The sequence below is a fragment of the Luteibacter sp. HAY1-4A genome (assembly GCF_056755355.1).
This window is the reverse complement of record NZ_JBNDHZ010000027.1, coordinates 30217-54029: the sequence shown is the minus strand read 5'-3', so window position 1 is coordinate 54029 and position 23813 is coordinate 30217. Positions and strand designations below refer to the sequence as shown.

Genomic DNA, 23813 nt, shown 5'->3' with positions numbered 1-23813 from the left:
CGGGTACCGATGAGCGCCGCGCGCGGTCCGCAAGGGCCTGGAATGTCGCTGCGTCCGTGGCGGTGATAAAGGCGAGTTCGGCGGGAGCCGTGTCGCCAGGTGTTTGCACACCGGCGGGAGGCGCGTTGTCTGCCCGCAGAGGCAAGGACGCCGAGGTCATGGCGGCGGCCAGGAGTCCGCCGGCTATCACGGTTCGCGGAAGTAAGGGGGTGCAAGCCATCGCGGAAACCATTCCATGTAGAGGTGAAGACTGCGAACTGTAGTTTGTCGATGACAACGGCACTGCCGGTGACGCCATGAGCGGCGCGAGGGCGACATCCTGACCGGGCGTCGGACATTGCCAATGCACGGGCAGAGGCATGTCCGGAAAGCCGGCCAATCAAAAATCTTCCACGGAGGTCCTTGGCTCCTTCCCGGCATCCGGCCACAAGCCCGCGGCCGGCAGGTTCGCGACCTCGGCCTTCACGACCTCGGTTCGGAACGTCATGTCGATGGCGGTTTCCGCCAGCGCGTGGATCATCGCCGCAGGCAGGTCCGCGGACGAAGGAACGACGCCGTCGGGCATGACGTCGTAAGGCGGGGAGAAATAGACCGTGTAGTCGCGGCGTGCGGCGCGTGCCTGCAGCCAGTCCAGGCCTGCGTACCGCACCGGCTCGCCGCTTGCGTGGCGGTGCCGCATGTACTCCACATAGGCCGCCTCGGAGATCGGGTCGTTGCGGGGATTCCACAGGTTCGGCCGCACCGTGGTCGCAAGCAGCCGCTCGGTGAACGGCATCGGCGATTCCCACGTGACGTGGCCGTTGTCGTCGACGTGCCTGATCCGGACTCCCGCTACGTCCCATTGCCTTGCGACATCGCGAATCCGCGCGGGGTATTCCGCTGCCGGTGAGCGCACGCCATACATGTCGTCGACGATGACGGTGCCGCCGGGCAGTTCGTGCACCATGCGGCCGCTTCCGTGCACCGCCATGTCGATCGATTCGGGGCCGACCGGCATGACCATGGTGAGCACGTGTTCGGGCATGGCGCCGACCAGCGCGATATGAGCGTCTTCGCGCAGCATTCCCCGCAAGCGGCGAGTGTTCGCCAGCGTCCTGACATGGCGGTCCCCGATGCCGGCTTCGATGAATGCGCTGAGCGGCTGTTCCGCCTGCAGCATTGCGGCGAACGGCGCGGGACCGGGTGAAGGACCGGGCGCGACGGCTCCGGCAGCCACCGGCACCGGCAGGGCGAGACGGTCGTTCGCCTGCATCGACACCACCGTCGCAGGGGACCCGGTGCCGGAACGCTTGGCCGTCACCGGGCGCCCTCCCGCGTCGCGATGGGTAGCGAAAGCCAGCCGCCGCTTCGATACCGGATGCTCCACCTTGACCTCCAGTCCGCCGTCGGCGGCCACGTCGATACCGGTGAGCGACGTGCGCACGAACCGCAGCAGGGGTTGCGGAATGGTGTCCACGACACGCTGCACGTTCGCGAAGTCGTCGTCCACCTCTCCAGGCCAATGCGCTGCGACTGCCGCCAGGGCCTCGGCATGCTCGCCGGGATCAAGCGGCGTGAACCCTTCGCGCCACGTTTCTTCCGGCAGCCACATACCGCCCATCTCTACCACGTGCCATCCCGTGCGGCGATCCGCGCCATCACCGAGGGCCAGCACCTCGCGGTAGCGGTCGGGGCGATCCGGCCCGGTTTCCACCACTTGTATGCGTCCGTCCAGGTGACGCAGCCGCACGTACTGGCGCGTTCCGTCGCTCCATTGTTCCGTCTCGTTGCGTCTGGCCTGCGCCACGACGAGCGGGTCCTTCACCAAGAGGTGATCGAAGCCCGCCGGCAACAAGCTGCTCTCGGCTTCCACGGCAGCCGGCAGCAGAGCGATCCCTTCCCCACGCACGCCCTGCGCTACGTCGCGCAACCAGCTCCGCTGGTCCGGCGTGAGCGGCTCGTGCCGATCGACCAAGGCGTGGCGTAGCCGGGAAAGGCGCCTTACGAGTTGTTTTTCCCTTTGCGTACGGGCAACGGGCTCCAGCCATGTCCGGTGCATGCGCTGCAACTCGCCGCGCGTCGACCTCGCGTCGAGCGCGTTGGCCAGCGCACCGCGGAACGCCGCTTCCCGTAGCGCCGGCGTTGCGGGCGCTTCATCGGTACCGGGCGGCAGGTTCTCGGCCACCGCGGCGAACACGGAAGGAAACTCCGCTTGCACGTCGGATTGCAGCGGCGATAGGGCGTAACCGTCCCCGTGGCGGCGCAGATGGAGCGCGTTGGCAGGAACACGGCTGGCCGGAAAGTCCGTCCCATCGGGGGACACGCCAAGATGGAACCGTCCGTCGGGGCGATACAGCGCGAGAGGCCGCCCGGCCTGCTTTGCGATCATGGGTGCGATCAAGGCCACCTCCCGGGCGCTCCAAAGGGTGCTTGCCGGATCGCGAAGGCGTGCGGGCAGCGTTTCGATGAACCCATGCCCGAGCGCGATGGCCAGCAACGGCTTCGCTTCCACGTCGTCGTGGACGAGATATTCCTGGGCAAGCATCGATTCGGACACGCCGAATTGCGCCAGTATGTTGCCCGCGCAGTGCAGCGTCGCCGGGTCCGCGGTGGTTTCGCGCTTGACGATTTCGGAAAGCACGCTGCCTGCAAGGTAGCCCTCCCCACCGAAGGCGAGGAGCCAGTTGCCGTTCTCCTGCCGCTCCACGCGCGGGCCCAGGGAGCCGTCTTGCAAAACGAGGCGGTAGCCGCCGCCATCGGAAGCGACGCGTACCGTGCGCAACCCACGCCCTCGGATCACCACCTGCACGAAGCGCGCATTGTCATGGACGAAGACACCGTCCGAGCGCAGGGCCGCATCCGCCGCCAGCCGCACGGTATGGCGCTCCGCATCGGCACCGACCCAGAGGGAAAGCCTGCCGTTGCGACCGCGATAAATCCTGTTCGCGAGGTCGACCGGCCACGCGGGAGGCATCCTCGGCGACAGGGGATAGCCGATGCGGCCGTTGACCCTTTCCGGAGCCATGAAGAAAGGATGCTCGCCTGCCAGGTGTCCACCGAACGCCACGCCCAGGGGGACGTTTTCGACCAGCGTGGACAACGCGTTTTCCACGCCTGCCTTCCTGTCCCCGGATGTCCGGCCATCCCTCCCCTGCTCCACACCTAGCCCGGCTTCGACGAGACCTGTCGTCGCCTGAAACGGAACAGCCAGGGGAGGCGCGTAGCCGAGGGGCCCCAGGAGGGTGATCGTGCGATGGATGGTGCCTCGCCATGCCTCCCATGCGTTGCTCACTTGCATCCGTGCGTCGTTGCGCAGCCGCCCTTCGACCTGCGCGCGCATATCTTCGAAAACGTCGCCTGCAATGGCCGCGTCGTTGCTATCCACTGCACGCCCGCCGACCTGCCATTGCCCGTTTGCGATTTTTTCCAAGCCCGTCCTCACCCCGGTCCAGAACACACCGTCCTGCGTGTCGTAGATCGAAAAATGCGAGAGCAGTGCGTCCAGCTTCTTCGGATCCCTGGCCTGCGCGAGCGTCCACTCCCTGAGTTCGCGCTCGCTTTCCACCGCGACGAACGCCGGATCGCCGCCCGCAACGTACAGCACCTCGCTTCCATCCGGTGCAAGGAAGCGGACCATGTCGCTGGCAGCGTAGCCGTTGATGTCGAAGCGCCGGGCCTCTATGCCCCCAGCTGGCGACGACGGCGCCAATTGATTCAAGGCAAGCGGTCCGGTCAACGGTGCGAGCGGCGCTCCGCCCTGCATCGCCAGTTCGTAGTGAGCCCGGTCGAGCACCCCGGCATCCAAGGCAAGTCGCGCGCGATGAATGAATTCGTATCGCGCGATGACTGGCCAGTGTCGCCGGTTCGTTTCCCAATAAGCGTCCAGGGCCGCGACAAGCTTCGTTACATACGGCAGTTCCGCGAACGCGGCCGGTGCGCCGAACCGCTCGATCAGCTGCGAAAGACGAATGCTGCTGGCGTATGCGGCGCTGTAGCCACCCACGGCATACACACCGAAGGCTTCATCCAGCGACCGCGCATCCTCCGCTACGGTGTCGATCACGTTTCCCCTGCCGACGAATGTGTTGTAGACGTAACCCGGGCCTGTCCTGCTCCACAGGAACCTGCCCAGCGAGACGAAGACATGCTTCGCGTCCCCGGCGTGAATCAGGCTGTCGACCAGTGGCACGACGCCGGGGCTCGCGCTTCCCCCGGCATTGAGGCCCCCTACCGTGTCCGAAAACCCGGCGAAAAAACTGTGCCGCGAGTGGTCGGGAAACGCTTCCATCAAGGCATCGGTGAGCCGGATCGCACTGTCGGGAGTACCTCGCGCGCGGTCCCCGGGAGTGGCGAAGTGCGCCACAACGTGGCGGTCCGAATCGATCCCCCACTCCTTGTCGATGAAGGATTTCGCGACCGACCTGGCATCCGGCAAAGGGGACGCATTCGCACTTGCCACCATGGCCCGAAAGGCGTCCACGTCGGCCGACGTGACGAACTGCGGCGCCACGGGGGACACGCCGACCCTGCCTGGAACCTCCACCGCATACGTCGCGCCTTGCCCGCTCCCTTGCCCGGCGTGGACGACGGAACAGATCGCTACGGCACCCGAGATGGCGACGCGCTTGAAAAAATGTGTGGCGATGGCGGCAGAAGACATGCGTATCCAACACGAGGACAAAGCCCGCCACCGTAGTACGCCGCGGCCCACAGCTCTGCCGGCCGACGCCGAGCCACACGGAGCGCAACCGACGAAACTCGCGTCGGTCAGTGACCCGGGATGCGCCACGCGTTGCACGCACGGAACACCGCGGTGGGTAATTCCTCAAAAAAATTACACAATGGAGGAATCGACCCGAAGGAACCTCCCATGCCCGCCTCGTTCCCCGCGCGCCTTCTTCTCGCCTTGGTGGCGGCTGCTCCGTTGGCAACCCCTGCGAAACAGGACTGGACCACTCCGGCCGAGGCATCGTCGTTCCATACCACGCCGTCCTACGCTGACACGGAGGCTTACCTGCGCCGCTTGTCTGCTGCCGCACCGGGCAGCCTGCGCGTGGAAACCTTCGGCACTACACCGGAGGGGCGCCCGATGACGGTGGTCATCGCGGCGACGGACGGTGATCTCACGCCCGAGCGTGCACGTGCCGCCGGCAAGCCGGTGGTGCTGGTGCAAGCGGGCATCCATCCGGGCGAGATCGAAGGCAAGGACGCGGGCCTCATGCTGCTGCGCGCCTTCGCCGTCACGAGCAAGCTGCCGCACCTCCTGGACCACGTGGTGCTCGTCTACATCCCCGTGTACAGCGTGGACGGCCACGAAAACTCCGGTAAGTATTTCCGTATCAACCAGAATGGCCCGGAGGAGATGGGCTTCCGTGGCCAGTCGCAGTACCTCAATCTCAACCGCGACTACGTAAAGGCCGACGCTCCGGAAACCCGCGCATGGCTGAAGCTCTGGAACACGTGGCGGCCCGACCTGCTTGTGGACATCCATACGACCGATGGTGCGGATTATCAGCCCGACCTCACCTGGTACGCCGAAGACCCGCACAAGCTGCCGCCGTCCATCGCCGCATGGCAGCAACAGGCGTATGCGCGCGAAACGATGCCGCGCTTCGAGAAGCTTGGGCACATGGCCTCGCCTTACCTGGAATTCCGCGACGGGCGTGACATCACCAAGGGCATCGAGAACTTCGGCTCCGGGCCGCGCTTTTCGACCGGCTATGCCGCGATCCGCAACCGCGCCGGGCTACTGATCGAAACGCATATGCTGAAGCCGTACGAAGTGCGCGTGCGGGCCAGCTACGACGTCGTGCGCAGCGTGCTCGAGGTGGTGGGCAAGCAGCCCAAGGCGCTGCTCGACGCTTCCCGGGAAGCGGATGCGTGGGCTGCCTCCCTCTCGGCGAAACCGGATGCCTCGCTTCCGGTGACCTTCAAGCAGGATCCCACCCCAAAGCCGTTCACGCTGAAGGGTTATGCGTTCACGCAGACCCATAGCGACGTGTCGAACGATACCTGGGTGCGCTACGACCCTACGAGAAAGAAAACCTACGAGATCCAGAGCTGGAACGACCTGCTACCGAATGTTTCCGCGCCGCTTCCCGCCGCCTGGGCCATCCCGCCACAGTGGACGGTGCTGATCGACCGCCTGGATGCGCACGGCATTCCCTATACGCGGCTTGCCGCAGCGACGAAGGTGGATGTCATGCGCGATGACATCACTGATCCGAAGTGGAGCGACAAGCCCTTCGAAGGGCACCACATGCTGAAGGACGCGGCCATTGCGCCGGTCAAGGAGGGCATGGCGCTTCCCGCCGGCACGGTGATCGTGCGCGCCGATAACGCCGACGCCGTGCTCGCGCTCAACCTGCTCGATGCCCGTGCGCCGGACTCGCTGCTGCGTTGGGGTTACCTCGACGCCGTTTTCGAGGCGAAGGAATACGGTGAGCCCCGTGTCCTCGAGGCGCTGGCGCGCACGATGATGGCGAAGGATCCGTCGTTGCGGGCCGAGTTCGAGCAAAAGCTGAAAAATGATCCGGCGTTCACGGGCAACGCGCGGGCACGCCTGATGTTCTTCTTCGAGCGCAGCCCCTGGTACACGGCGCAGAAGGTCGGCGCCTATCCGGTCGTGAGGCTGGACGCGGCGGCACTCGAAAGCCTGCCGCGGTAGGAACGCGCGCAAGGCGCGCTCCTACACCACCTCAAAGGGACGCATCATTTCGTTCGCTTCGTGCTCCGCGAGGTGGCAGTGCCAGGCGTATCGCCCCGCGTAGCCATCGAACGTGGCGACGATACGGGTGACCATGCCGGGATAAGCCTGCACCACGTCTTTCCATCCCCTCTCGTGCGGCGGCGGTTCCTGGGCCGGACCCAGGAATCGCAGCGTCTTCTTCGCCATGTATTCGTCGACGTCGTAGGGACGGCGGTCGAGGATCTGGAAACGGACGAGGTGGAGGTGGATGGGATGCGTGTCCTCGGTGAGGTTCACTAGGCTCCAGGCTTCCGTGCTGCCCAGCTTCACCGTTTCCGTTACGGGGTCGTGCCAACGCTTTCCGTTCAGCAGCATCAGCATCGGCGTTGCCACGCAGTCGCTGTATTCGTCCAGCGTGAGCTCGCGCGTGGTTTTCACGCTGGCCTCCGTCACCCGCGGCACGTCGCGCAACACCTGCGGCACGCGACTGTCGTCGCGCACCTGGCCGTCGCCGACCGCGAAACGCATGAGCGGCATCGCGTCATTCATGAGGTCGGCGGAGCCGCCGCGAAGTCCCGCGAAGTCGACCACGATGTCGGCGCGCTCGCCGGGGGCGAGGAAGATCGACGTCATGCCGGCCGGCGACGCAAGCAGTCCCTGGTCGGAGCCGATGACCTGGAACGCACGGCCATCGCGAAACCTCAGGTGGTAGAAGCGACCGTTGGCCGCGTTGAGCACGCGCAAGCGGTAACGTCTCGCCTGCACGTCCGCGCGCGGCAGGATCGTGCCGTTCACCAGCGTGACGTTACCGAAGAACTCGGGCACCCATGGCGCCTTCGCATCCCCCGAGTCCGGGTAGTAGAGACGGCCGTCCTCGCGCAACAGGCGGTCGGCCAGCACCAGCGGCAGTTCCTGCTCGCCGGACGGCAGACCCAGGGAAAGCTCGTGTTCGTCGCGCAACAGGTACAGGCCCATGAGCCCTGCGTACATGTTGAGGCGGTTTATGCCCATCGCATGGTCGTGGTACCAAAGCGTGGCGGCATCCTGCGCATTCGCGTAGTGGTGCCGGCGCGATGTGCCGGGAACGTACCAGTCCTCGGGAAAGCCATCGTCCTTGCGTGGCACCTTGGCGCCATGCAGATGCACGATCGCACGTACTTCGGGCTTGTCGGCCTCCGCGCCGCAGATAGCGTGGTCGACGGGAAGGAAATGCTTCGACGGCAGCGCGTTCTCCCACAGCACGTCGACCGGCTGTCCACTGCGTGCCTCGATGGTGGGCCCCGGATAATGGCCGCCATAGGTCCATAGCGTGGTGGGCGGCAGGTCGCGGTGCAGCTTCTGCGCGCTCTCGGCCATGCGCACGCGCAACGCCATGCCGCGCTCCGCACGCAACACGGGCGGCAACGACAGGGGGTCGACGAACGGAGCAAGCTTCGCAGGATCGACAAGGCCAGGCAGCTGCGTGACATCGCCCATGGCGTGCATGCAGAGGTCGTTGCCCACCTTCCCCGTGGTGGCAGCCTTCATGGCATGCATGTCGTGCGCGAACAGCCGCGACGGGATCCATCCCGCCGCGGCCGTCCAGCCCACCGTCGCCAGGAAGCGGCGGCGATCAACCATGCCCTGCGTTCCCGAAGGGCCAGAAAGGCCATCCGCTGCCGCGCTTCGGCTGCCCCGTCGTTTCGTCCAGGATCAGCTTGCGATCGAAGAGCCGCGGCAGGAAGAAATCGAACATGCGATCCAGGCGCCCTGCTTGCGCATCGCTGGATCCGCCACCGATGCGGGTGCCGTCAAGCCAGTTGTCCTCGATGAAGCGCGTGACGGAGCTCTGGTCGGTGACCGTGTGGTCGACCATGTTCTCGCGCGCCCAGGGCGACACGACCAGCAGCGGGAGACGCGGGCCGAAGCCGCAGCGGCCCTGTGCCGGCGTCTTGCCATCCAGGCCGGGCAGCGTATCGCGACCCTTGCACACGCCGTCGCCGTCCAATGCATCGGTGCTGCCGCGGGATGCATTCACGTGCGGCGGTTCCTGGTGGTCGTACCAGCCGTCGGAATCGTCGTAGGCGATGACGACCGCGGTGCTCCGCCACTCGTCGCTCTGTTGCAAGGTGTTGATCACGTGCACGATGAACGCCTGCTCGTCGAGCGGATCGGAATAGCCGGCGTGACCGTCCTGGTATTCGGAGGCCTTCAGGAAGCTCACCGCGGGGAGGTTGCCCGCGTCCAGCGCGTCGTAGAAGTCCTGGATGTCGTACTGGTGGTTCGCCGCGTCGCCGCTGTGCCCGATGGCCGCGATCGATGCCGGGCGCGCGTGCGTGGGGTTGGCCGTGGACGGGTAGTACTGGAAGGGCGCGTGGTGCGGGCTGTAATCCTTCGAGGCGTTGTTGGTCACCTTCGAGAGCGTGCGCCGCGAACACCCGGTGCTTCCGTCGGGATTGACGCGGGTAAGGTCGAAACCGCCCTGGAACCAGCCCCAGGTGACGCCGCGGTCGTTGAGCAGGTCGCCGATGTTGCGGCCGCCCATGGTCACCTGGCTTGCGGTGGGGGACGAGCAGACGTCGCCGATGGGATCCGGATCGCCGATCATCGTCAGGCCGCCATTCCCGTCGTCGGTCGTGGCACCGGTGCCGTTCAACGTCGCTGTTACGCCGGCGGTCTGGCCGGCGATGAGGTTCACGGCGCCCGGCGACGACGGACCGAAGGTGGTGCCATAGCTGCTGTCGCTCATGGCGAAGTTCTGCGCGTAGTTCCAGAGCGCGGTGACGGTATTGCCGTCGTAGTACCCCATGACCTGGCCCTTGCCTTCCTCGGCCGGATCGCCTCCGGGCAAGGTCTCGCCTACCCCGGTGTACAGCGGGAAGAGGTCCATCTTGCCGCCGTTGAAAGCCCGTTGCTCGGCGGTATAGCCGTGGTCCTGGTCAGCCGTGGCCGCCTGGGCCCGGGTCAGGCGGAAGGGATTGATCGCCCCGTCACCGTTGTCGGCATTGCCGGCGTTGGGATTCTTCGTAAGCAACCGGTGCGAGAGTCCATTCACCGGCGGCGTGAAGGGCCGCGCGTAGAACGCCGGCTCGCCCTGCGGATTCGCGGCATAGGGATAGGTGCCGAAATAGTGGTCGAAGGAAACGTTCTCCTGGAAGATCACGACCAGGTGCTTGATGGGCGTGGCGGTACGCGGACCGCCGTGCCCACGGCCGGCCTGGCCGAAGCCAGCCGCGTCGGCGGCGGTGTCCGGGCCGGCCTGGTGCGCGCCCACGATGGACGCGGCGGATAAGGTGAGCACGCAGGCAATGCCCGCGGCCAGTAGCTTGCGCATGACGGATGCTCCTCGTAATGGGATCGATGGCTTGGCCCTGGGCCGCATCCCCTGTCATGCGGTCACCGCAGGCTACGAACCGGTCATGACAGCCAGGGGACATTGCTCGCGAGTTATTGCGAAATGTCGCCAACCATGACTTTCGTCACACTCGGCCCTGCGCGGTGGCCGCAGCCGCTATGCTCGAACCCCTGCGGCGCCGGGGGCGCCGTTCAGTCACCAGAACGAGGGACATCCATGACGAAGCAGTATCTGAAGCCGCTGGCACTTGCGCTCAGCGTGGTGCTCGCCGGCACGGCGTGCAGCAAGCACAACGACGGCGACACCGCGGCGCCGGGGGGCAACCAGCCGTCTCCGGCATCCACCGCGGCACCCGCTACCAGCGGCACCGCCGCCACCGCCGCACATGCCGGCCCCTCGTTCAATATCGCCGACCTCGACACCGGGATCGACGCCTGCAACGACTTCAACGGCTTCGTCAACGCCAAGTGGGTGGCCGCCAACCCGATCCCCGAAGACCGCACCCGCTGGGGCGCCTTCGACCAGCTGGCCGAAAACAGCCTCAACACCCAGCACGACATCGTCGACGCGATGGACAAGGGTGCCGCCAACGCGAAGGCCGGCTCCATCGAGCAGAAGATCGGCCTGCTTTACCGCTCGGGCATGAACGAAGACGCCATCGAGAAGGCCGGCGTCGAGCCCCTGAAGCCCGAACTGGCCAAGATCGACGCGCTCAAGAGCTCGCAGGACATCGTCGACTTCCTCGATGCCAGCTTCAACGAAGGCAACGGCTATGTCTTCGGCTTCGGCTCCGGCGCCGACTTCCAGAACGCGAAGACCCAGATCGGCTACGCACAGCAGGACGGTCTGGGCCTGCCCACCCGCGACTACTACACCGATCCGAAGCAGGCCGACAACCGCAAGGCTTACCTCGCTTACATCGTCAAGACCCTGACGCTCGCCGGCGTGCCCGAAGCCGACGCGAAGAAGCAGGCGGACGACGTGATGAAGTTCGAAACCCAGCTCGCCGCCGCCTCGCTGGCGCCGGTGGAATTGCGCGCACCGGAGAACCAGTACCACTTCGTCTCCGTCGCCGAGGCCGACAAGCTCACGCCGCACTTCAATTGGGAGAAGTTCTTCGCCGCCCAGGGCGTGACCGTCGACAAGGGCTTCTCGCTCTCGCAGCCGAAGTTCTTCAAGGAGTTCGACAAGATGCTGGCGTCCACGCCGGTATCTACGTGGCAGGCATACCTACGTTTCCACGCCATCGACAGCGCGTCGCCGTACCTGTCGAAGTCCTTCCAGGACAACAAGTTCGACTTCTACGGCAAGACCCTCGCCGGCCAGCCGCAGCAGAAGCCGCGCTGGAAGCGCGTGCTCGGCACGGTCAACAGCTCCATGGGCGAGGCCCTCGGCCAGCTCTACGTGGCCAAGGTGTTCAAGCCGGAAGCCAAGCAGCGCGCCAACGAACTGGTCGACAACGTGCGCAACGCCCTCAAGGCGCGCATCGAGAAGCTCGACTGGATGAGCGACGAGACCAAGCAGAAGGCCATCCAGAAGTGGAACACCTTCCTGCCGAAGATCGGCTATCCGGACAAGTGGCGTGACTGGTCGGGCCTGGACATCAACGGCGAGGACTATTTCGCCAATGTCGAAGCTGCCAGCAAGTTCAACTACCACTACGACATCGCGAAGATCGGCAAGCCGACCGACCGCCTCGAGTGGGGCATGACGCCGCAGACGGTCAACGCCTACTACAACCCGACCGACAACACGATCAACTTCCCGGCCGCCATCCTGCAGCCGCCGTTCTTCGACGCCAACGGCGACGACGCGATCAACTACGGCGGCATCGGCGCCGTGATCGGTCACGAAGCCAGCCACGGCTTCGACGACGAGGGCAGCCAGTTCGACGGCGAAGGCAACAACAAGAACTGGTGGACCAAGGAAGACCGCGCCAAGTTCGACGAACGCGCCGGCAAGCTGGTGGCGCAGTTCAACGAATACGCGCCGATCAAGGACCACCCGGACCTGCACGTCAACGGAAAGCTCACCCTGGGCGAGAACATCGCCGACCTCGGTGGCCTCAACGTCGCTTACGACGCGCTGCAGGAAGCCCTGAAGAAGAATCCGCAGGAAGCCCAGCAGAAGATCGACGGCTACACCCAGGACCAGCGTTTCTTCCTGAACTGGGCCCGCGTGTGGCGCGGCAGCGTCCGCGAGAAGCAGGCGATGCTGTACCTCAATGTCGATCCGCACGCACCGGCCTCGCTGCGCGCCATCGGCGCGCCGTCGAACATGGAAGCGTTCGCCTCGGCGTTCCAGTGCAAGCCGGACGCGAAGATGATCCGCGCCGCCGACAAGCAGGTGAAGATCTGGTAAGCACGACGTTCCCGTCGTGACGGTGACGACGAGGGCGCCGCACTTGCGTGCGGCGCCTTTTTTTGTCCTTCGCCGATACAATTGCAAATCGTTCTCATTAAAATTACGATACGTGCTCAGACGGGTCCCGTGCCCGCGCACCGCCTCTTCCAGGGACACATGGAATCCTTTCCTTCGCGCCACGCCGTGGCCTGCGATGGAGGCGCTTGCGCGAACGAAGGCCGTTTCCCTTCTTTCGTCACCGCACAAGGAATTGATCCATGGCCTTCATCAAGAGCCGCAAGCACGCCGCCCCCGCGGTGCGCAGCATGGGCGCCGCCGTACTCCTCGGCCTGGCCCAGGGTGCCGCCGCCACCGACCTGCCCGCCGACACTGCCGCGCCGCCGCAGCAGGCAAAGGTCAACGACGCGCAGGCGCTGCCTGGGTTGAAGGTGGAAGCCGAACGCTCCAGCGACTATCGCGTGGACAAGGTGTCCTCGCCCAAATTCACCCAGCCTCTGCTCGACACCACGCAGACCATCCAGGTCATCGGCAAGGAGCTGATCCAGCAGCAGGGCGCCACCACGCTTACCGAGGCACTGCGCAACAGCCCGGGCGTGGGCACCTTCTTCGTCGGCGAGAATGGCTCGACCAACACCGGCGACTCCATCTACATGCGCGGATTCGACACGTCCGGCAGCATCTTCGTCGACGGCGTGCGCGACCTCGGCACCGTGTCGCGCGACGTCTTCAATATCGAGCAGGTGGAAGTCACCAAGGGGCCGGACGGCACCGAATACGGCCGCACGGCCCCCACCGGCGCGGTGAACCTCGTCACCAAGCAACCCGTCCTGGGTAATGGCGTCTCCGGTTCCGTGCAGGTCGGCAGCGGCCAGCGCCGCCGCGCCACCGCCGACTGGAACCAGGCCATGGGCAACGACGCGGCTTTCCGCCTCAACGTCATGGGCCAGGAAAGCGGCGTCTACGGCCGCGACCAGGTCGAGACCAACCGCTGGGGCATCGCACCGTCGCTTGCCTTCGGCCTCGGCACACCCACGCGCGTCTATCTGAACTACCTGCACATCAAGCAGAACAACGTGCCCGATGGCGGTGTGCCCACGATCGGTCTGCCCGGCTACAGCAGTCCCGACGGCCGGGGTTTCCTCAACGACGCCGGCAAGGTCGACCGCGACAATTTCTACGGCACCAGCCAGGACCACGACCATGTCACGCAGGACATGTTTACCGTGATCGTGGAGCACGACTTCAACGACACGCTGGCGCTGCACAACACGACGCGCGTGGGGCGCACCGCGCAGGACTACCTGCTCACGGCATTCATGGGATCGGCGGCCAACCTGCGCACGCCCGATCCCACCGATCCGTCCACCTGGACCATCGCGCGCAGCAACCCGACCTTCAAGCACCAGTCGAACCGCATCGCCACCAACCAGACCAACCTCACCGCGTCGATCGGTACCGGAGCCATCACGCAAGATATCAGTGCGGGTATCGAACTGACGCAGGAGCGTGCCCGCACGATCGGCATGGGTCCGCTGGGCGGCAGCACCTGGCCCGCGGCGAACCTGTACCGGCCCTACTCCGGCGTCGGCGGCCTGCGCTACGGCGAGACCGGCGCCACCAGCCAGGGCAAGACCAATACGGCCGCGGCCTATATCTTCGACACCGTGAAGTTCGGCGAGCACTGGCAGGTCAACGCCGGCGTGCGCCTCGACCACTACAAGACCGACTTCAACAGCTCCGTGGTATGCGGCGGCCGCGGCGCACCTGTCTGCGGCCCCCTCCCCACGGGAAGCATCGTGCCGGGTGTGGATGCGAAGAAGAGCGACAACCTCGTCAATTACAAGGTAGGCGTGCTCTACAAGCCGGTGTCGAACGGCAGCATCTACGTGAACTTCGCGCAGTCGCAGGAACCGCCGGGCGGCAATACCCTCACCTTGTCCTCGTCGGCGAACAGCGCCGACAACCCGAACTTCGACGCGCAGAAGGCGCGCACTGCCGAGATAGGCACGAAGTGGGACCTGCTCGGCGAAAAGCTGCTCCTCACCGCGGCGCTCTATCGCACCACGGTCACCAACGAGCTGGTGCAGGACCCCACCGACCTCCTCTACTACCAGGTGGGGAAGAAGCGCGTGCAGGGTGTGGAAATCTCCGCGCTGGGCAAGCTCACTGACGACTGGGCCGTGAGCGCGGGTTTCACGACGATGGACGCCACGGTCGAGAAAGGCGCGGGCGTCACGGCCACCGGTTCGGACGACCTGGCTTACACCCCGAAGCGCGCCTTCACCGCCTGGACCACGTACCACCTGCCCTTCGATCTCACGCTGGGCGGCGGAGCGCGTTACTCCGGCGAACTCCAGCGCGGAACCGACGGCGCCGTGGGCACACCGGCCTATACGAAGGCCTACTGGGTGTTCGATGCGATGGCCAGCTATCCGGTCAACCGGCACCTCGACATCCAGCTGAACGTGTACAACCTGTTCGACAAGCGCTACGTCGCGGCCATCAACAAGAGCGGCTACCGCTACACTCCGGGCACGCCCCGCTCAGCCATGCTCACCGCCAACGTCCGCTTCTGACCGACCTGAGGAACCCGCCATGCTGATGCACATCCCGGATGTCCTGAGCAAGGAACAGATCGCCGGAATGCGCGCCGCCATGGCGGATGCCGAATGGACCGACGGCCGCCAGACCGTCGGTCCACAGGGCGCCATGGTGAAACGCAACCTGCAGCTGCCCGAGGCGTCGGCGCTGCGTCGGGAGATAGGCGCGATCGTCGTTGGCGCCCTCGCCCGCCATCCGCTTTACCACGCGGCCGTGCTGCCCCTGCGCACGCTTTCACCGCGATTCAATCGCTACGAAGGCGGCGGAGAATACGGCTTCCACATCGACGGCGCGGTGATGTCCACCGGCGATGCGGACACGCATGTGCGCAGCGACATCTCCTGCACGCTCTTCCTCAGCGAGCCCGAGGAATACGACGGCGGCGAACTCATCGTCAGCGACACTTACGGCGAGCACGAGGTGAAGCTGCCGGCGGGTGACGCCATCGTGTATCCATCGTCCAGCCTGCACCGCGTCACGGCCGTGACACGCGGGGTCCGCATCGCGTCGTTCTTCTGGGTACAAAGCATGGTGCGCGACGATGGCGCGCGCCGGCTGCTGCTGGAAATGGACACGGCCATCCGCACACTCTCGGCAAGCGGTGCCGACCAGGCGGCTGTCCTGCAATTGAGCGGTGTCTACCACAACCTGTTGCGGCGTTGGGCCGAAACATGAATGCGCCGAGCTGGCAATGGCCCCGCGGGAAGCAGGCTGTAAGGGCTTCGTGCAACGGAAGGTAGCGAGGGGAGGCCCCGGGAGCGGATAATTGGCGCCCCCTTGATGTCCCGGCACCCCAAAAGCATGTTCCAACCCGGTCAACGCTGGATTTCCACCGCCGAGCCCGAGCTCGGCCTCGGCACCATTCTTCGCGTGGAAGGACGCAGCGTGCAGGTGCTGTTCGCCAAGTCCGGCGTCCTTCGCCCCTATGCCGCCGACAGCGCTCCGCTGATCCGGGCCGAGTTTCGCGCTGGCCAGCGCGTTTCCGGCAAGGGCATCGCCTTCCTGGTGGAACGCATCGAGGAACGCGAGGGCCTCTTCATCTATCGCGGCGAAGGACGCGAGCTCGAGGAAGGCCAGCTCGACGACGAGCAGGCCTTGTCGCAGGCGGACGACCGCCTTATCGGCGGCCGCACCGACCCCAACGACCGCTTCGACCTCCGTTTCGAGGCAATGCGCCGCCGCGCCGAAGCACGCCGTTCCCCCGCCTGGGGCCTCGAGTCCGCACGCATCGGCCTCGTGCCGCACCAGCTGCGCGTGGCCGGCATTGCCGCCGCACGCCGGCCGCCACGCGTACTGCTTGCCGACGAGGTCGGCCTTGGCAAGACCATCGAAGCCGGCATGATCCTGGCGCGGCAGCTCGCCACCGGCCGCGCCGGCCGTGTGCTCGTGCTGCTGCCGGAAACCCTTGTATACCAATGGTTCGTGGAATTGCTGCGCCGCTTCAACCTCTCCTTTTCCATCTTCGACGAAGAGCGCTGCGAAGCCATCGAAGAGGCCAACGATGGGCGCAATCCGTTCGAGGACGAACAGCTGGTCATCGCGGATTTTGCGTTCCTGGAAGGCTCGCCGAAGCGCGCCGCGCAGGTGGCCGAAGCTGGCTGGGACCTCATCGTGGTCGACGAGGCGCACCACCTCGAATGGACGCCTGAAGGTGCAAGCCCGCGGTACCGGCTGGTGGAGGAACTGGCATCGGCTACGCCCGGGGTCATCCTGCTGACCGCCACGCCCGAGCAGTTGGGGCGCGCCGGACATTTTGCGCGGCTGCGCCTGCTCGATCCCCAGCGCTATGCCGACCTCGACGCCTACCTTGCCGAAGCCGAGGGCTATACCGCGCTCTCCGATATCGCCACGACGCTCGCGGACGGCAAACCGCTCGATGCCTCACAGCGCGCGACCCTCGCGGCGCGCTTCAAGGGCGACCGCGAACTGGCGGCGCTCCTCGCACGCGACGACGCCAGTGCGGAGCTCCTCGCCGCGCTCATCGACCGTCACGGCACCGGCCGCGCCATGTTCCGCAATCGCCGCGCCGGCATCGGCGGATTCCCACGGCGCATGCCTGACATCGTGGCGCTCGATCCGTCCACGCTCGACGCCGGGCGCCGCGAGGCGTTGCTCGCGGAATTCCGCTCGGACATCCAGCAACCGCCGGCGGCGCTCGAATTCGATTACGCGAACGATCCGCGCCTCGCCGCGCTGATCGGCCTCCTCGACGCGCACCCCGACGACAAGTTCCTCCTCATCTGCCGCAGCCAGGCCAAGGTGATGGCGATCGAGGACGCATTGCGCACGAAGAGCGGCGTCGGCGTCGCGCGCTTCCACGAAGGGCTGGGCATCGTGCAGCGAGACCGCAACGCGGCCTTCTTCGCGCAGCCCGACGGCGCCCGCCTGCTGCTGTGCTCGGAGATCGGTTCGGAGGGACGCAATTTCCAGTTCGCCCACCGCCTGGTGATGTGGGACCTGCCGCTGGATCCGGACCTGCTTGAACAGCGCATCGGCCGTCTCGACCGCATCGGCCAGAAGCATGACATCGTCATCCACGTACCGGTGCTGCAACAGAGCGCGCAGCACGTGCTGGCACGCTGGTACGACGAAGGCCTGGACGCGTTCCGAACAAGTCCCGCGGACGGCCGTGAACTGCTGCGCCGCTTCGGCGGCCTGCTTTCCTCGCTCGCCGACGCGCATGCACGCGAGGACGACGACCGCGACCAGGAACTCGACGCGCTCATCGCCGAAACGCGCGGCGCGCACGAGGAACTGTCCGCGCTGATCCATGCCGGGCGCGACCACCTGCTCGAACTGGCCGCCAGCCGCGATCCGCATGCCGGCGACCTGGCCGGCAGCTTTGCCGCCGAAGACGACGACGCGCTGCGCGACCTCTTCGTGCAACGCCTGTTCGAAACCTACGGTGTGCACACGGAAGAGCTCGCGCGCGGCATCGTGCTGCTCGATCCGCAATACCTGTCCACGGACGGCTTGCCCGGCTTCGCCGATGGCCCGACATCGGTCACCTTCTCGCGCGACATCGCCCTGTCCCGGGAAGACCTGCCCCTGCTCCGGCTCGACCATCCGATGGTCGCCGCAGCGGTGGATCTTCTCGTTTCCGGCGAGGACGGCAACGCCGCCTTCCTCGTCGACGACGCCCTGCCCGTGCGCACCGCGTTGTTGCAGGCCGTGTTCGTGCTCGAGGTCGTTGCCGACCGCGCGCTCGACGCCGACCGCTTCCTGCCGGCCACGCCGCTCATGCTGACGGTCGACACCAAACTGAGCGAACGTGCGCAGTTCCGTCCCAGCGACGTGGCGCTCCGGCGCGCGGCCGACCGGAATATCGAGGTGCCGCGTTACCGCAAGTTCCTGTCCAAACTCGTTCCGCCGATGCTGGAGCGTGCGCAGGACCTCGCCGCCGCGCGCGCCGATGTGCTCAAGGCCGAGGCGACGGCCGCGGCACGCACCGAACTGGACGCCGAGCATGCCCGACTGGTGGCCCTGCACTCCGTCAATCCGTCCATCACGGACGAGGAAGTGGATGCCATCGCCGCCGAGCGCGACGCCCTGCTGGCGGCGATCCCCGACGCGCGACTGCGCCTGGACGCAGTGCGCTTCGTGGTGAGCCCGGACTTCCTCGCATTGCGCTGAGTCCGGGCCTCGCACTCACATGACGGGTGGTGAGCCGGGTGGCGCCATGACCTGTACCGCCGTCTTCGCGAGTTCGTACAACGTCGTCGCGGCGGCGTCGGTCGCAGGCGGCGCATCCCACGTTGGCATCACGTCGAAGGGTTTGGCGAAATAGCTCATATAGTCGCGTCTGGCCGCGCGGGTACCCAGCCAGTCAAGGCCGGCATGGCGCACCGGTCCGTTCGTCTCGTAGAGCCGGCGCATGTACATGACATACGCGGTTTCGGAGATGGGATCGCCCGCGGGATTCCATAGGTTGGCCTTGACGGGGGATGCCAGGAGGCGTTCCGTGAACGCCAGCGGCGACTCTCGCGCCTCGCTGCCGTCTCGCTCGATCCGTTTCATGACCACCTTGTCGGCTTCCCAACGCTGCGCGACGGCCCGGATCTTCGATGAGTACTCCGCCACCGTGGACGCGACGCCAAACATTGGGTCGACAATGACCGTATCCGCGGGAAGGTTCGCGAACGGGCGGCTGCCGGTCGCGCCTGTCGACACGAAATCCAGCGACTCCGCATTCGTCGGCATGACCAGCGTGAAGGCGTGCTCGGGCGCGGCACCGACGACGGCGAGATGTCCGTCTTCCCGCAGGAGTCCCCGCATACGCCTCGTCTGCACCAGCGTCTTGATGTGGCGATCGCCGAAACCGGCTTCGACGAACGCGCTGACCGGCCGCTCTTCCTCGAGCAGGGTCGCGTAGTTGGCCGTATCGACTTCGGCGGGCCGCGGCCGATCGCTTCGCGGAACGGGCAACACGAGTTGACTGTCCGGCGTCAGTGTTTCCGGCGGCAGGAGGGGAGGCAAGGCGCGGGCAACTGGATTGCCTGCGCTGTCTAGGTGGGTGGGAAAAGTGACTGGCAGTCTGGTTGTGGGATGGCGGATGGTAAATTCCACCGCGCCCTGTGCCGTCACGCCCACCTCGGGCAAGGATGTTCCCACGAGCCGCAACATGGGCTGGGGGATACTGTTCACCATGCGCTCGATGACTGTGTCTTCGCCGTCCATCAGCGGCGGCGGTCGTACGTCGATACTCACGAAGGCCTGCTGGTCGACCAGGGGAGGCATGAGCGTGAGGCCGGTGCGCAGGCCTTGCTCGGGGAACCAGGCGCCGTCCAGGTCGACGACATAGCGCCCGGTGGCCCGCCCCGGCCCATCGCCCGGTGCCAGCAACTGAAGATAGTCGCCGGCGTGGAGCGTTTCTGTTTCCACGACCTGCGTGCGGCCGTCCAGGTGACGCAGCCGCACGTAGTGCCGCCCGGCGACGGTCCATTGGTCGCCGGGCGACGCCCCACCCACGGCGAGCACGGAAGGTTGTTCCACCACCAGGTGATTGAGCCCTCTGGGAAGCAGCGCGTCTTGTTCCTCCGCGATCCTCGCCAGGAGCGTCATCAGGAAGTCCATGTCCGCGGCAGACATCGGTTGACGCAGATCGGAAATCCGTGCCAACACATCGTTGAACGGAGGGCGCGGATCGGGCTCGCCAGCGAACAGCTCAGTGCGGATCGCCTGGTCCACCGCGCGGAGCTTCGCCAGTTGGTCGACAGACAGGCCGGCTTGTCTGTCGACCAATGCCCGGCGCAGGCTGGACAGTGTCTCAAGTGCTTGCCTCCTTCCTGCGGGAAGATCCGTTGGCTCTATCCACCGGCGATGGATAATGTCCAGTTCCGGGGTGCTCGACCGGGCATCGAAATCGTCAGCCAACCTAACGCGGAATTGCCGCTCCCATGATAGGCGCGTGAAAGGTTCCCCCATCGCCCTGCCGATCAACTGGAATACCGAATGCCACACACCCGATGTCGCACCCACACCGTCAGCGAGGCGGTAACTGCCGTGGACATATTGGAGTCGTATCGCAGTCGGCGGAACGGAATGTGCGTCGAATTCGCTACCGTCCGGCCGTAGCCCGAACTGGAACGTGCCATTCTCCCGCAACAGCGCGATAGGACGTGCAGATTTCGCTGTAAGCAAGGGGAGCAGCAGCTCCACCTCCCGCGGCATCCAGGTGATGGTGTTCGGATCACGCAACCTCGCAGATAGCGTTTCCAGGACGCCGTGCCCGACCGAGACCCTTACCAGCGGCCCCGCCTCGTCCGCCGTCGCGTCGCGCAGATTCGTTTCCGACGATCCGAGGTCTTCCAGTGCACGCGCGGCGCGATAGAGCGCTTCCGGGTACGCTGTGTACTCGCTGGCAACTATATTGGAGAGGTAGCTGCCCGGCAGATGATTGTCAGCCGTGAACACGAGCTCCCAAATGCCGTACCGTTTTGGTGCTATCCGCGGCCCCGGCATGCGATTGTGCATTTGGATGCGATAGCCGGCCCCATCGGGCACGATCTGCGCAAACCTTCCGTTTTCGAGTTTTACGAACTGTCGGGTTTTGGACAAATAGATTCCTCGCGATAACGACCGGGAACCCTGCGGAAGGCGTGTGAGGGTATTAAAAGAATAGTCGCCCGCACTCCAGCGGGCGAGGCGACCGGACGCGGCGGTGTAGAGGCGGCTGGCGAAACCGGGAAAGCGGGGGCCACGAGTGGGACTCGCCAGATAACCGATCTGTCCGTTGATCCGTTGCGGTGGTTTCATGAATGGCTGGCGCTCCGATACGGGCTCGGCGGCACTCCCTGCCATGGTCTCGTCGTCGGAATTGCCGCCGAGTCCCACGCCGGTAAGTGCCGTGGAAACCAGGGTCATGCCTGCCTGCTCGAACCCCTGCCTCCTCTCTTCGAACGTCGTGCCGTCCACCCCCTGCTCGATACCCGTGCCGGTACCGACGACAGCGAGGGCGATCTGCACCGGCACGACGAGGGGGCGCACGAAGCCGAGCGGGGAAAGCAGCGCCGCCGTGCGATTCGTGGTGACGCGCCATGTCTCCCATGCGTTACGGGTTTGCATGCGGGCGTCCTCGCGGATGCGCCGCTCCGTCGCGTTCCGCATATCGTCGAAGACATCGCCCTCGATGGCGGCGTTGCGATGGTCGATCACGCGTCCATCGGCTTGCCATTGACCGTTACCGATCTTTTCCAGGCCGTGCCTGACGCCGGTCCAGAACACGCCGTCCTGACTGTCATAGATGGAAAAGTGCGACAGGAGAGCCTCAAGGGAGCGAGGATTCTGCGCCTGTTCGAATATCCACTGCCGCAACGCGCGTTCGCTGCCCGCTACCACGAACGATGGATCGATGCCGGGGATATACATGACCTCGCTGCCATCCGGCGCTACGAAGCGGACGAGATTGCTGGCCGTGTAGCCATTGATGTCGAAGCGACGAACCTGCACCGCGGTGTCGCGCGACGATTCGCGCAGTTGGCTCAGGGTGACTGGGCCGGTAAGGGGAACATGCGGTGCGCCACCACGCATGACGAGTTCGAACTGTGCACCACTCAACCGTCCGGAAGCGTGCGCCGCCCGTGCCCGCAGCACGAACTGATAGCGGGCGAGAACAGTCCAATCCGCCTTGTGGTCGCGCCAGTACGCATCCAGCTCGCCATTCAGCCGGGTGATGTAAGGCAGCTCGGAAAATACGCTCGGCGCCTTGAATTGCTTGAGCACGTCGGACAGGCGAAGTGGACTCCGGTCCTCCGATGTGAAGCCGCCCTTTCGGTAAAGACCGAACGCCTCGTCCACGTCGCGCGAGTCCTCCTCCGCCGTTTCGATCACGTTGCCCTTGACGAAGAATGTCTTGTAGAGGTAACCGGGACCGGTTCGGCTCCAAAGGAACTCCCATGCATCGGCGAACACATTCCTGGCACTGCCCGCGTGAACAAGCTGCTCGCCGAGCTGCACGATGCTCGGGCTATGCCCGCCGCCGTTGAGTCCCCCGGCCGTGTCCGCCGCCACCGCGAACGTGCTGTAGCCGGCCTGTTCGGGAAACGCCTCCATGACCGCCTCGATCAGCGGCACCGTGTGGTCAGGTGCGCCACGCCCGCGGTCCTGCGCACTGCGAAAATGTGCGACCACGTAGTCCTCGCCATCGATGTGCAGGTGCTCGCGAATGAAGGCGCTCGCGACCGCGCGCGGGTCCACCTGGGCGACCGCTACCGCATTGGCAGCGATGTCTTCGAAGGCTTCGGCATCGTCCGCCGTAGCGAATTCGAGGGAGGCCAGCCACGTTTCCTTCGCGGCTTGCTCGTGCGGCGGCGTGGTTTCGCCCAGGTCGTACCTGTCGTATCCGAGCGCATCGGCGGCGTAAGCATCGCCGGTCTGGTAGCCGAAATCGCCGGCCGGGACGAACGGTTGCGCGGCGGCCACCGGCATGCCGGCAAGGGAAGATAGCGTGGCGGAAGCCAGCAATGTGCTCAGCACATGCCGGCGGGCGTGCGTGGGGGTCGTCGTCATCGTCTCGGCCTCTTGTGGAATCGAAGGCGGACGACTGTAGGACTCGCGTCAGGATGAAACTGCCGCTCTAAGGCGAAACGCGAGTGGGCCCTCGCCTTCGCGCGGCGTCGGGCTCAGACAGACTTTCTACGATGGGCTAGAAAGAACGAGGTGGCGGCCTGACACCCCACGCCCACAACAGGCAAAGTCCTGCAATGAGGCCGCCCAGATGCGCGAAATGCGCGATGCCGGAAAGCGTGCCGGTGACGCCGAAGACGAGTTCGGCCGCGCCGTACAGCGTGACGAACAACCATGCCGGAATGCCGATGGGAATGGGGATCAGCATCAGCTTCTCGCGCGGGAACAGCATCGCGAATGCGCCGAGCAAGCCGAACACCGCGCCCGAGGCACCCACCGTCGGATACATCCGCTCAGGTTCGAAGAAGTAGACGACGGCCAACTGCGCCACCGCCGCGGCGACCAGGCAGGTGAAGTAGTAAATCGTGAAGCGGCGCGCACCCATGACGCGCTCGATGAGTCCGCCGAACATGTAAAGGGCATACATGTTCAGCACGATGTGCATGACGCTGCCGTGCATGAAGCCGTAGGTCACCAGTTGCCAGATGCGGAAGCCGATACCCGCCACGTCCCCACCGCCGAGGTCGACGGCGATGTCGTGGCCATAGGGCCACAGGGCGAACCAGCGCGTCAGCGCCAGCGTGTCCTGGTCGCGCAAGAGGTATTGCAGCGCGAACACCAGGATGTTGGCGATCAGCAGGTTCCGGGTGACCGGCGGCAGGTTCGTCGGCATCGTCGTTGGCATCGGGCTGGCAATCCCCAAGGGTGGTTGCACGGCCCGCG

Annotated in this window: 11 protein-coding genes; 6 read left to right on the top strand and 5 right to left on the bottom strand. The window is 65.8% G+C overall.

All coding sequences use genetic code 11. The features are described from left to right. Positions 1 to 379: 379 nt before the first annotated feature. A complete protein-coding gene (locus ACPYOD_RS11015; protein WP_481301783.1) occupies positions 380 to 4639 on the bottom strand; it encodes a dermonecrotic toxin domain-containing protein in 4260 nt (1419 codons plus the stop codon). A gap of 210 nt (positions 4640 to 4849) precedes the next feature. On the opposite strand from ACPYOD_RS11015, the gene ACPYOD_RS11010 reads away from it, so the two are divergent. Then, positions 4850 to 6646: a M14 family metallopeptidase gene (locus ACPYOD_RS11010; RefSeq protein ID WP_481301782.1), complete on the top strand. Its 1797-nt coding sequence runs from the start codon at positions 4850 to 4852 to the stop codon at positions 6644 to 6646. Positions 6647 to 6667: 21 nt separating this feature from the next. On the opposite strand, the gene ACPYOD_RS11005 is transcribed toward ACPYOD_RS11010, so the two are convergent. Both ACPYOD_RS11005 and ACPYOD_RS11000 read right to left on the bottom strand, forming a co-directional pair. Then, the gene (locus ACPYOD_RS11005; protein ID WP_481301781.1) at positions 6668 to 8287 is read right to left on the bottom strand and encodes a multicopper oxidase family protein; all 1620 of its coding nucleotides are present in this window, start codon (positions 8285 to 8287) and stop codon (positions 6668 to 6670) included. After that, entirely contained in the window at positions 8280 to 9980 is a 1701-nt protein-coding gene (locus tag ACPYOD_RS11000) for a phospholipase C (protein ID WP_481301780.1), read from the bottom strand. Before ACPYOD_RS11000 ends, ACPYOD_RS11005 begins: the two co-directional genes overlap by 8 nt. A gap of 237 nt (positions 9981 to 10217) precedes the next feature. On the opposite strand from ACPYOD_RS11000, the gene ACPYOD_RS10995 reads away from it, so the two are divergent. From ACPYOD_RS10995 to rapA, 4 genes are all read left to right on the top strand, one after another. Further along, a complete protein-coding gene (locus ACPYOD_RS10995) occupies positions 10218 to 12362 on the top strand; it encodes a M13 family metallopeptidase (protein ID WP_481301779.1) in 2145 nt (714 codons plus the stop codon). Between the two features lie 260 nt (positions 12363 to 12622). Further along, on the top strand, positions 12623 to 14941 hold the full coding sequence (locus ACPYOD_RS10990; RefSeq protein WP_481301778.1) for a catecholate siderophore receptor Fiu: 2319 nt from the start codon (positions 12623 to 12625) through the stop codon (positions 14939 to 14941). Positions 14942 to 14960: 19 nt separating this feature from the next. Then, positions 14961 to 15641: a Fe2+-dependent dioxygenase gene (locus ACPYOD_RS10985; protein WP_481301777.1), complete on the top strand. Its 681-nt coding sequence runs from the start codon at positions 14961 to 14963 to the stop codon at positions 15639 to 15641. A gap of 126 nt (positions 15642 to 15767) precedes the next feature. Further along, complete coding sequence (gene rapA / locus ACPYOD_RS10980) at positions 15768 to 18599, top strand: RNA polymerase-associated protein RapA (protein WP_481301776.1); 2832 nt, start codon at positions 15768 to 15770, stop codon at positions 18597 to 18599. Positions 18600 to 18614: 15 nt separating this feature from the next. On the opposite strand, the gene ACPYOD_RS10975 is transcribed toward rapA, so the two are convergent. Continuing rightward, a complete protein-coding gene (locus ACPYOD_RS10975; protein WP_481301775.1) occupies positions 18615 to 22538 on the bottom strand; it encodes a dermonecrotic toxin domain-containing protein in 3924 nt (1307 codons plus the stop codon). Positions 22539 to 22583: 45 nt separating this feature from the next. On the opposite strand from ACPYOD_RS10975, the gene ACPYOD_RS10970 reads away from it, so the two are divergent. After that, positions 22584 to 22910 carry a hypothetical protein gene (locus ACPYOD_RS10970; RefSeq protein ID WP_481301774.1) on the top strand — a complete coding sequence of 109 codons (327 nt, stop codon included), beginning with the start codon at positions 22584 to 22586 and terminating at the stop codon, positions 22908 to 22910. Between the two features lie 199 nt (positions 22911 to 23109). Here ACPYOD_RS10970 and ACPYOD_RS10965 read toward each other — a convergent pair whose 3' ends face one another. Beyond that, the gene (locus ACPYOD_RS10965; protein WP_481301773.1) at positions 23110 to 23775 is read right to left on the bottom strand and encodes a rhomboid family intramembrane serine protease; all 666 of its coding nucleotides are present in this window, start codon (positions 23773 to 23775) and stop codon (positions 23110 to 23112) included. Positions 23776 to 23813 lie beyond the last annotated feature (38 nt).

Coding starts and splice junctions, on each gene's coding strand:
- ACPYOD_RS11000 (WP_481301780.1), bottom strand. CDS start 9,980: ATGCGCAAGCTACTGGCCGCGGGCATTGCCTGCGTGCTCACCTTATCC.
- ACPYOD_RS11015 (WP_481301783.1), bottom strand. CDS start 4,639: ATGTCTTCTGCCGCCATCGCCACACATTTTTTCAAGCGCGTCGCCATC.
- ACPYOD_RS10990 (WP_481301778.1), top strand. CDS start 12,623: ATGGCCTTCATCAAGAGCCGCAAGCACGCCGCCCCCGCGGTGCGCAGC.
- ACPYOD_RS10995 (WP_481301779.1), top strand. CDS start 10,218: ATGACGAAGCAGTATCTGAAGCCGCTGGCACTTGCGCTCAGCGTGGTG.
- ACPYOD_RS11005 (WP_481301781.1), bottom strand. CDS start 8,287: ATGGTTGATCGCCGCCGCTTCCTGGCGACGGTGGGCTGGACGGCCGCG.
- ACPYOD_RS10965 (WP_481301773.1), bottom strand. CDS start 23,775: ATGCCAACGACGATGCCGACGAACCTGCCGCCGGTCACCCGGAACCTG.
- ACPYOD_RS10985 (WP_481301777.1), top strand. CDS start 14,961: ATGCTGATGCACATCCCGGATGTCCTGAGCAAGGAACAGATCGCCGGA.
- ACPYOD_RS11010 (WP_481301782.1), top strand. CDS start 4,850: ATGCCCGCCTCGTTCCCCGCGCGCCTTCTTCTCGCCTTGGTGGCGGCT.
- rapA (WP_481301776.1), top strand. CDS start 15,768: ATGTTCCAACCCGGTCAACGCTGGATTTCCACCGCCGAGCCCGAGCTC.
- ACPYOD_RS10970 (WP_481301774.1), top strand. CDS start 22,584: ATGTGCGACCACGTAGTCCTCGCCATCGATGTGCAGGTGCTCGCGAAT.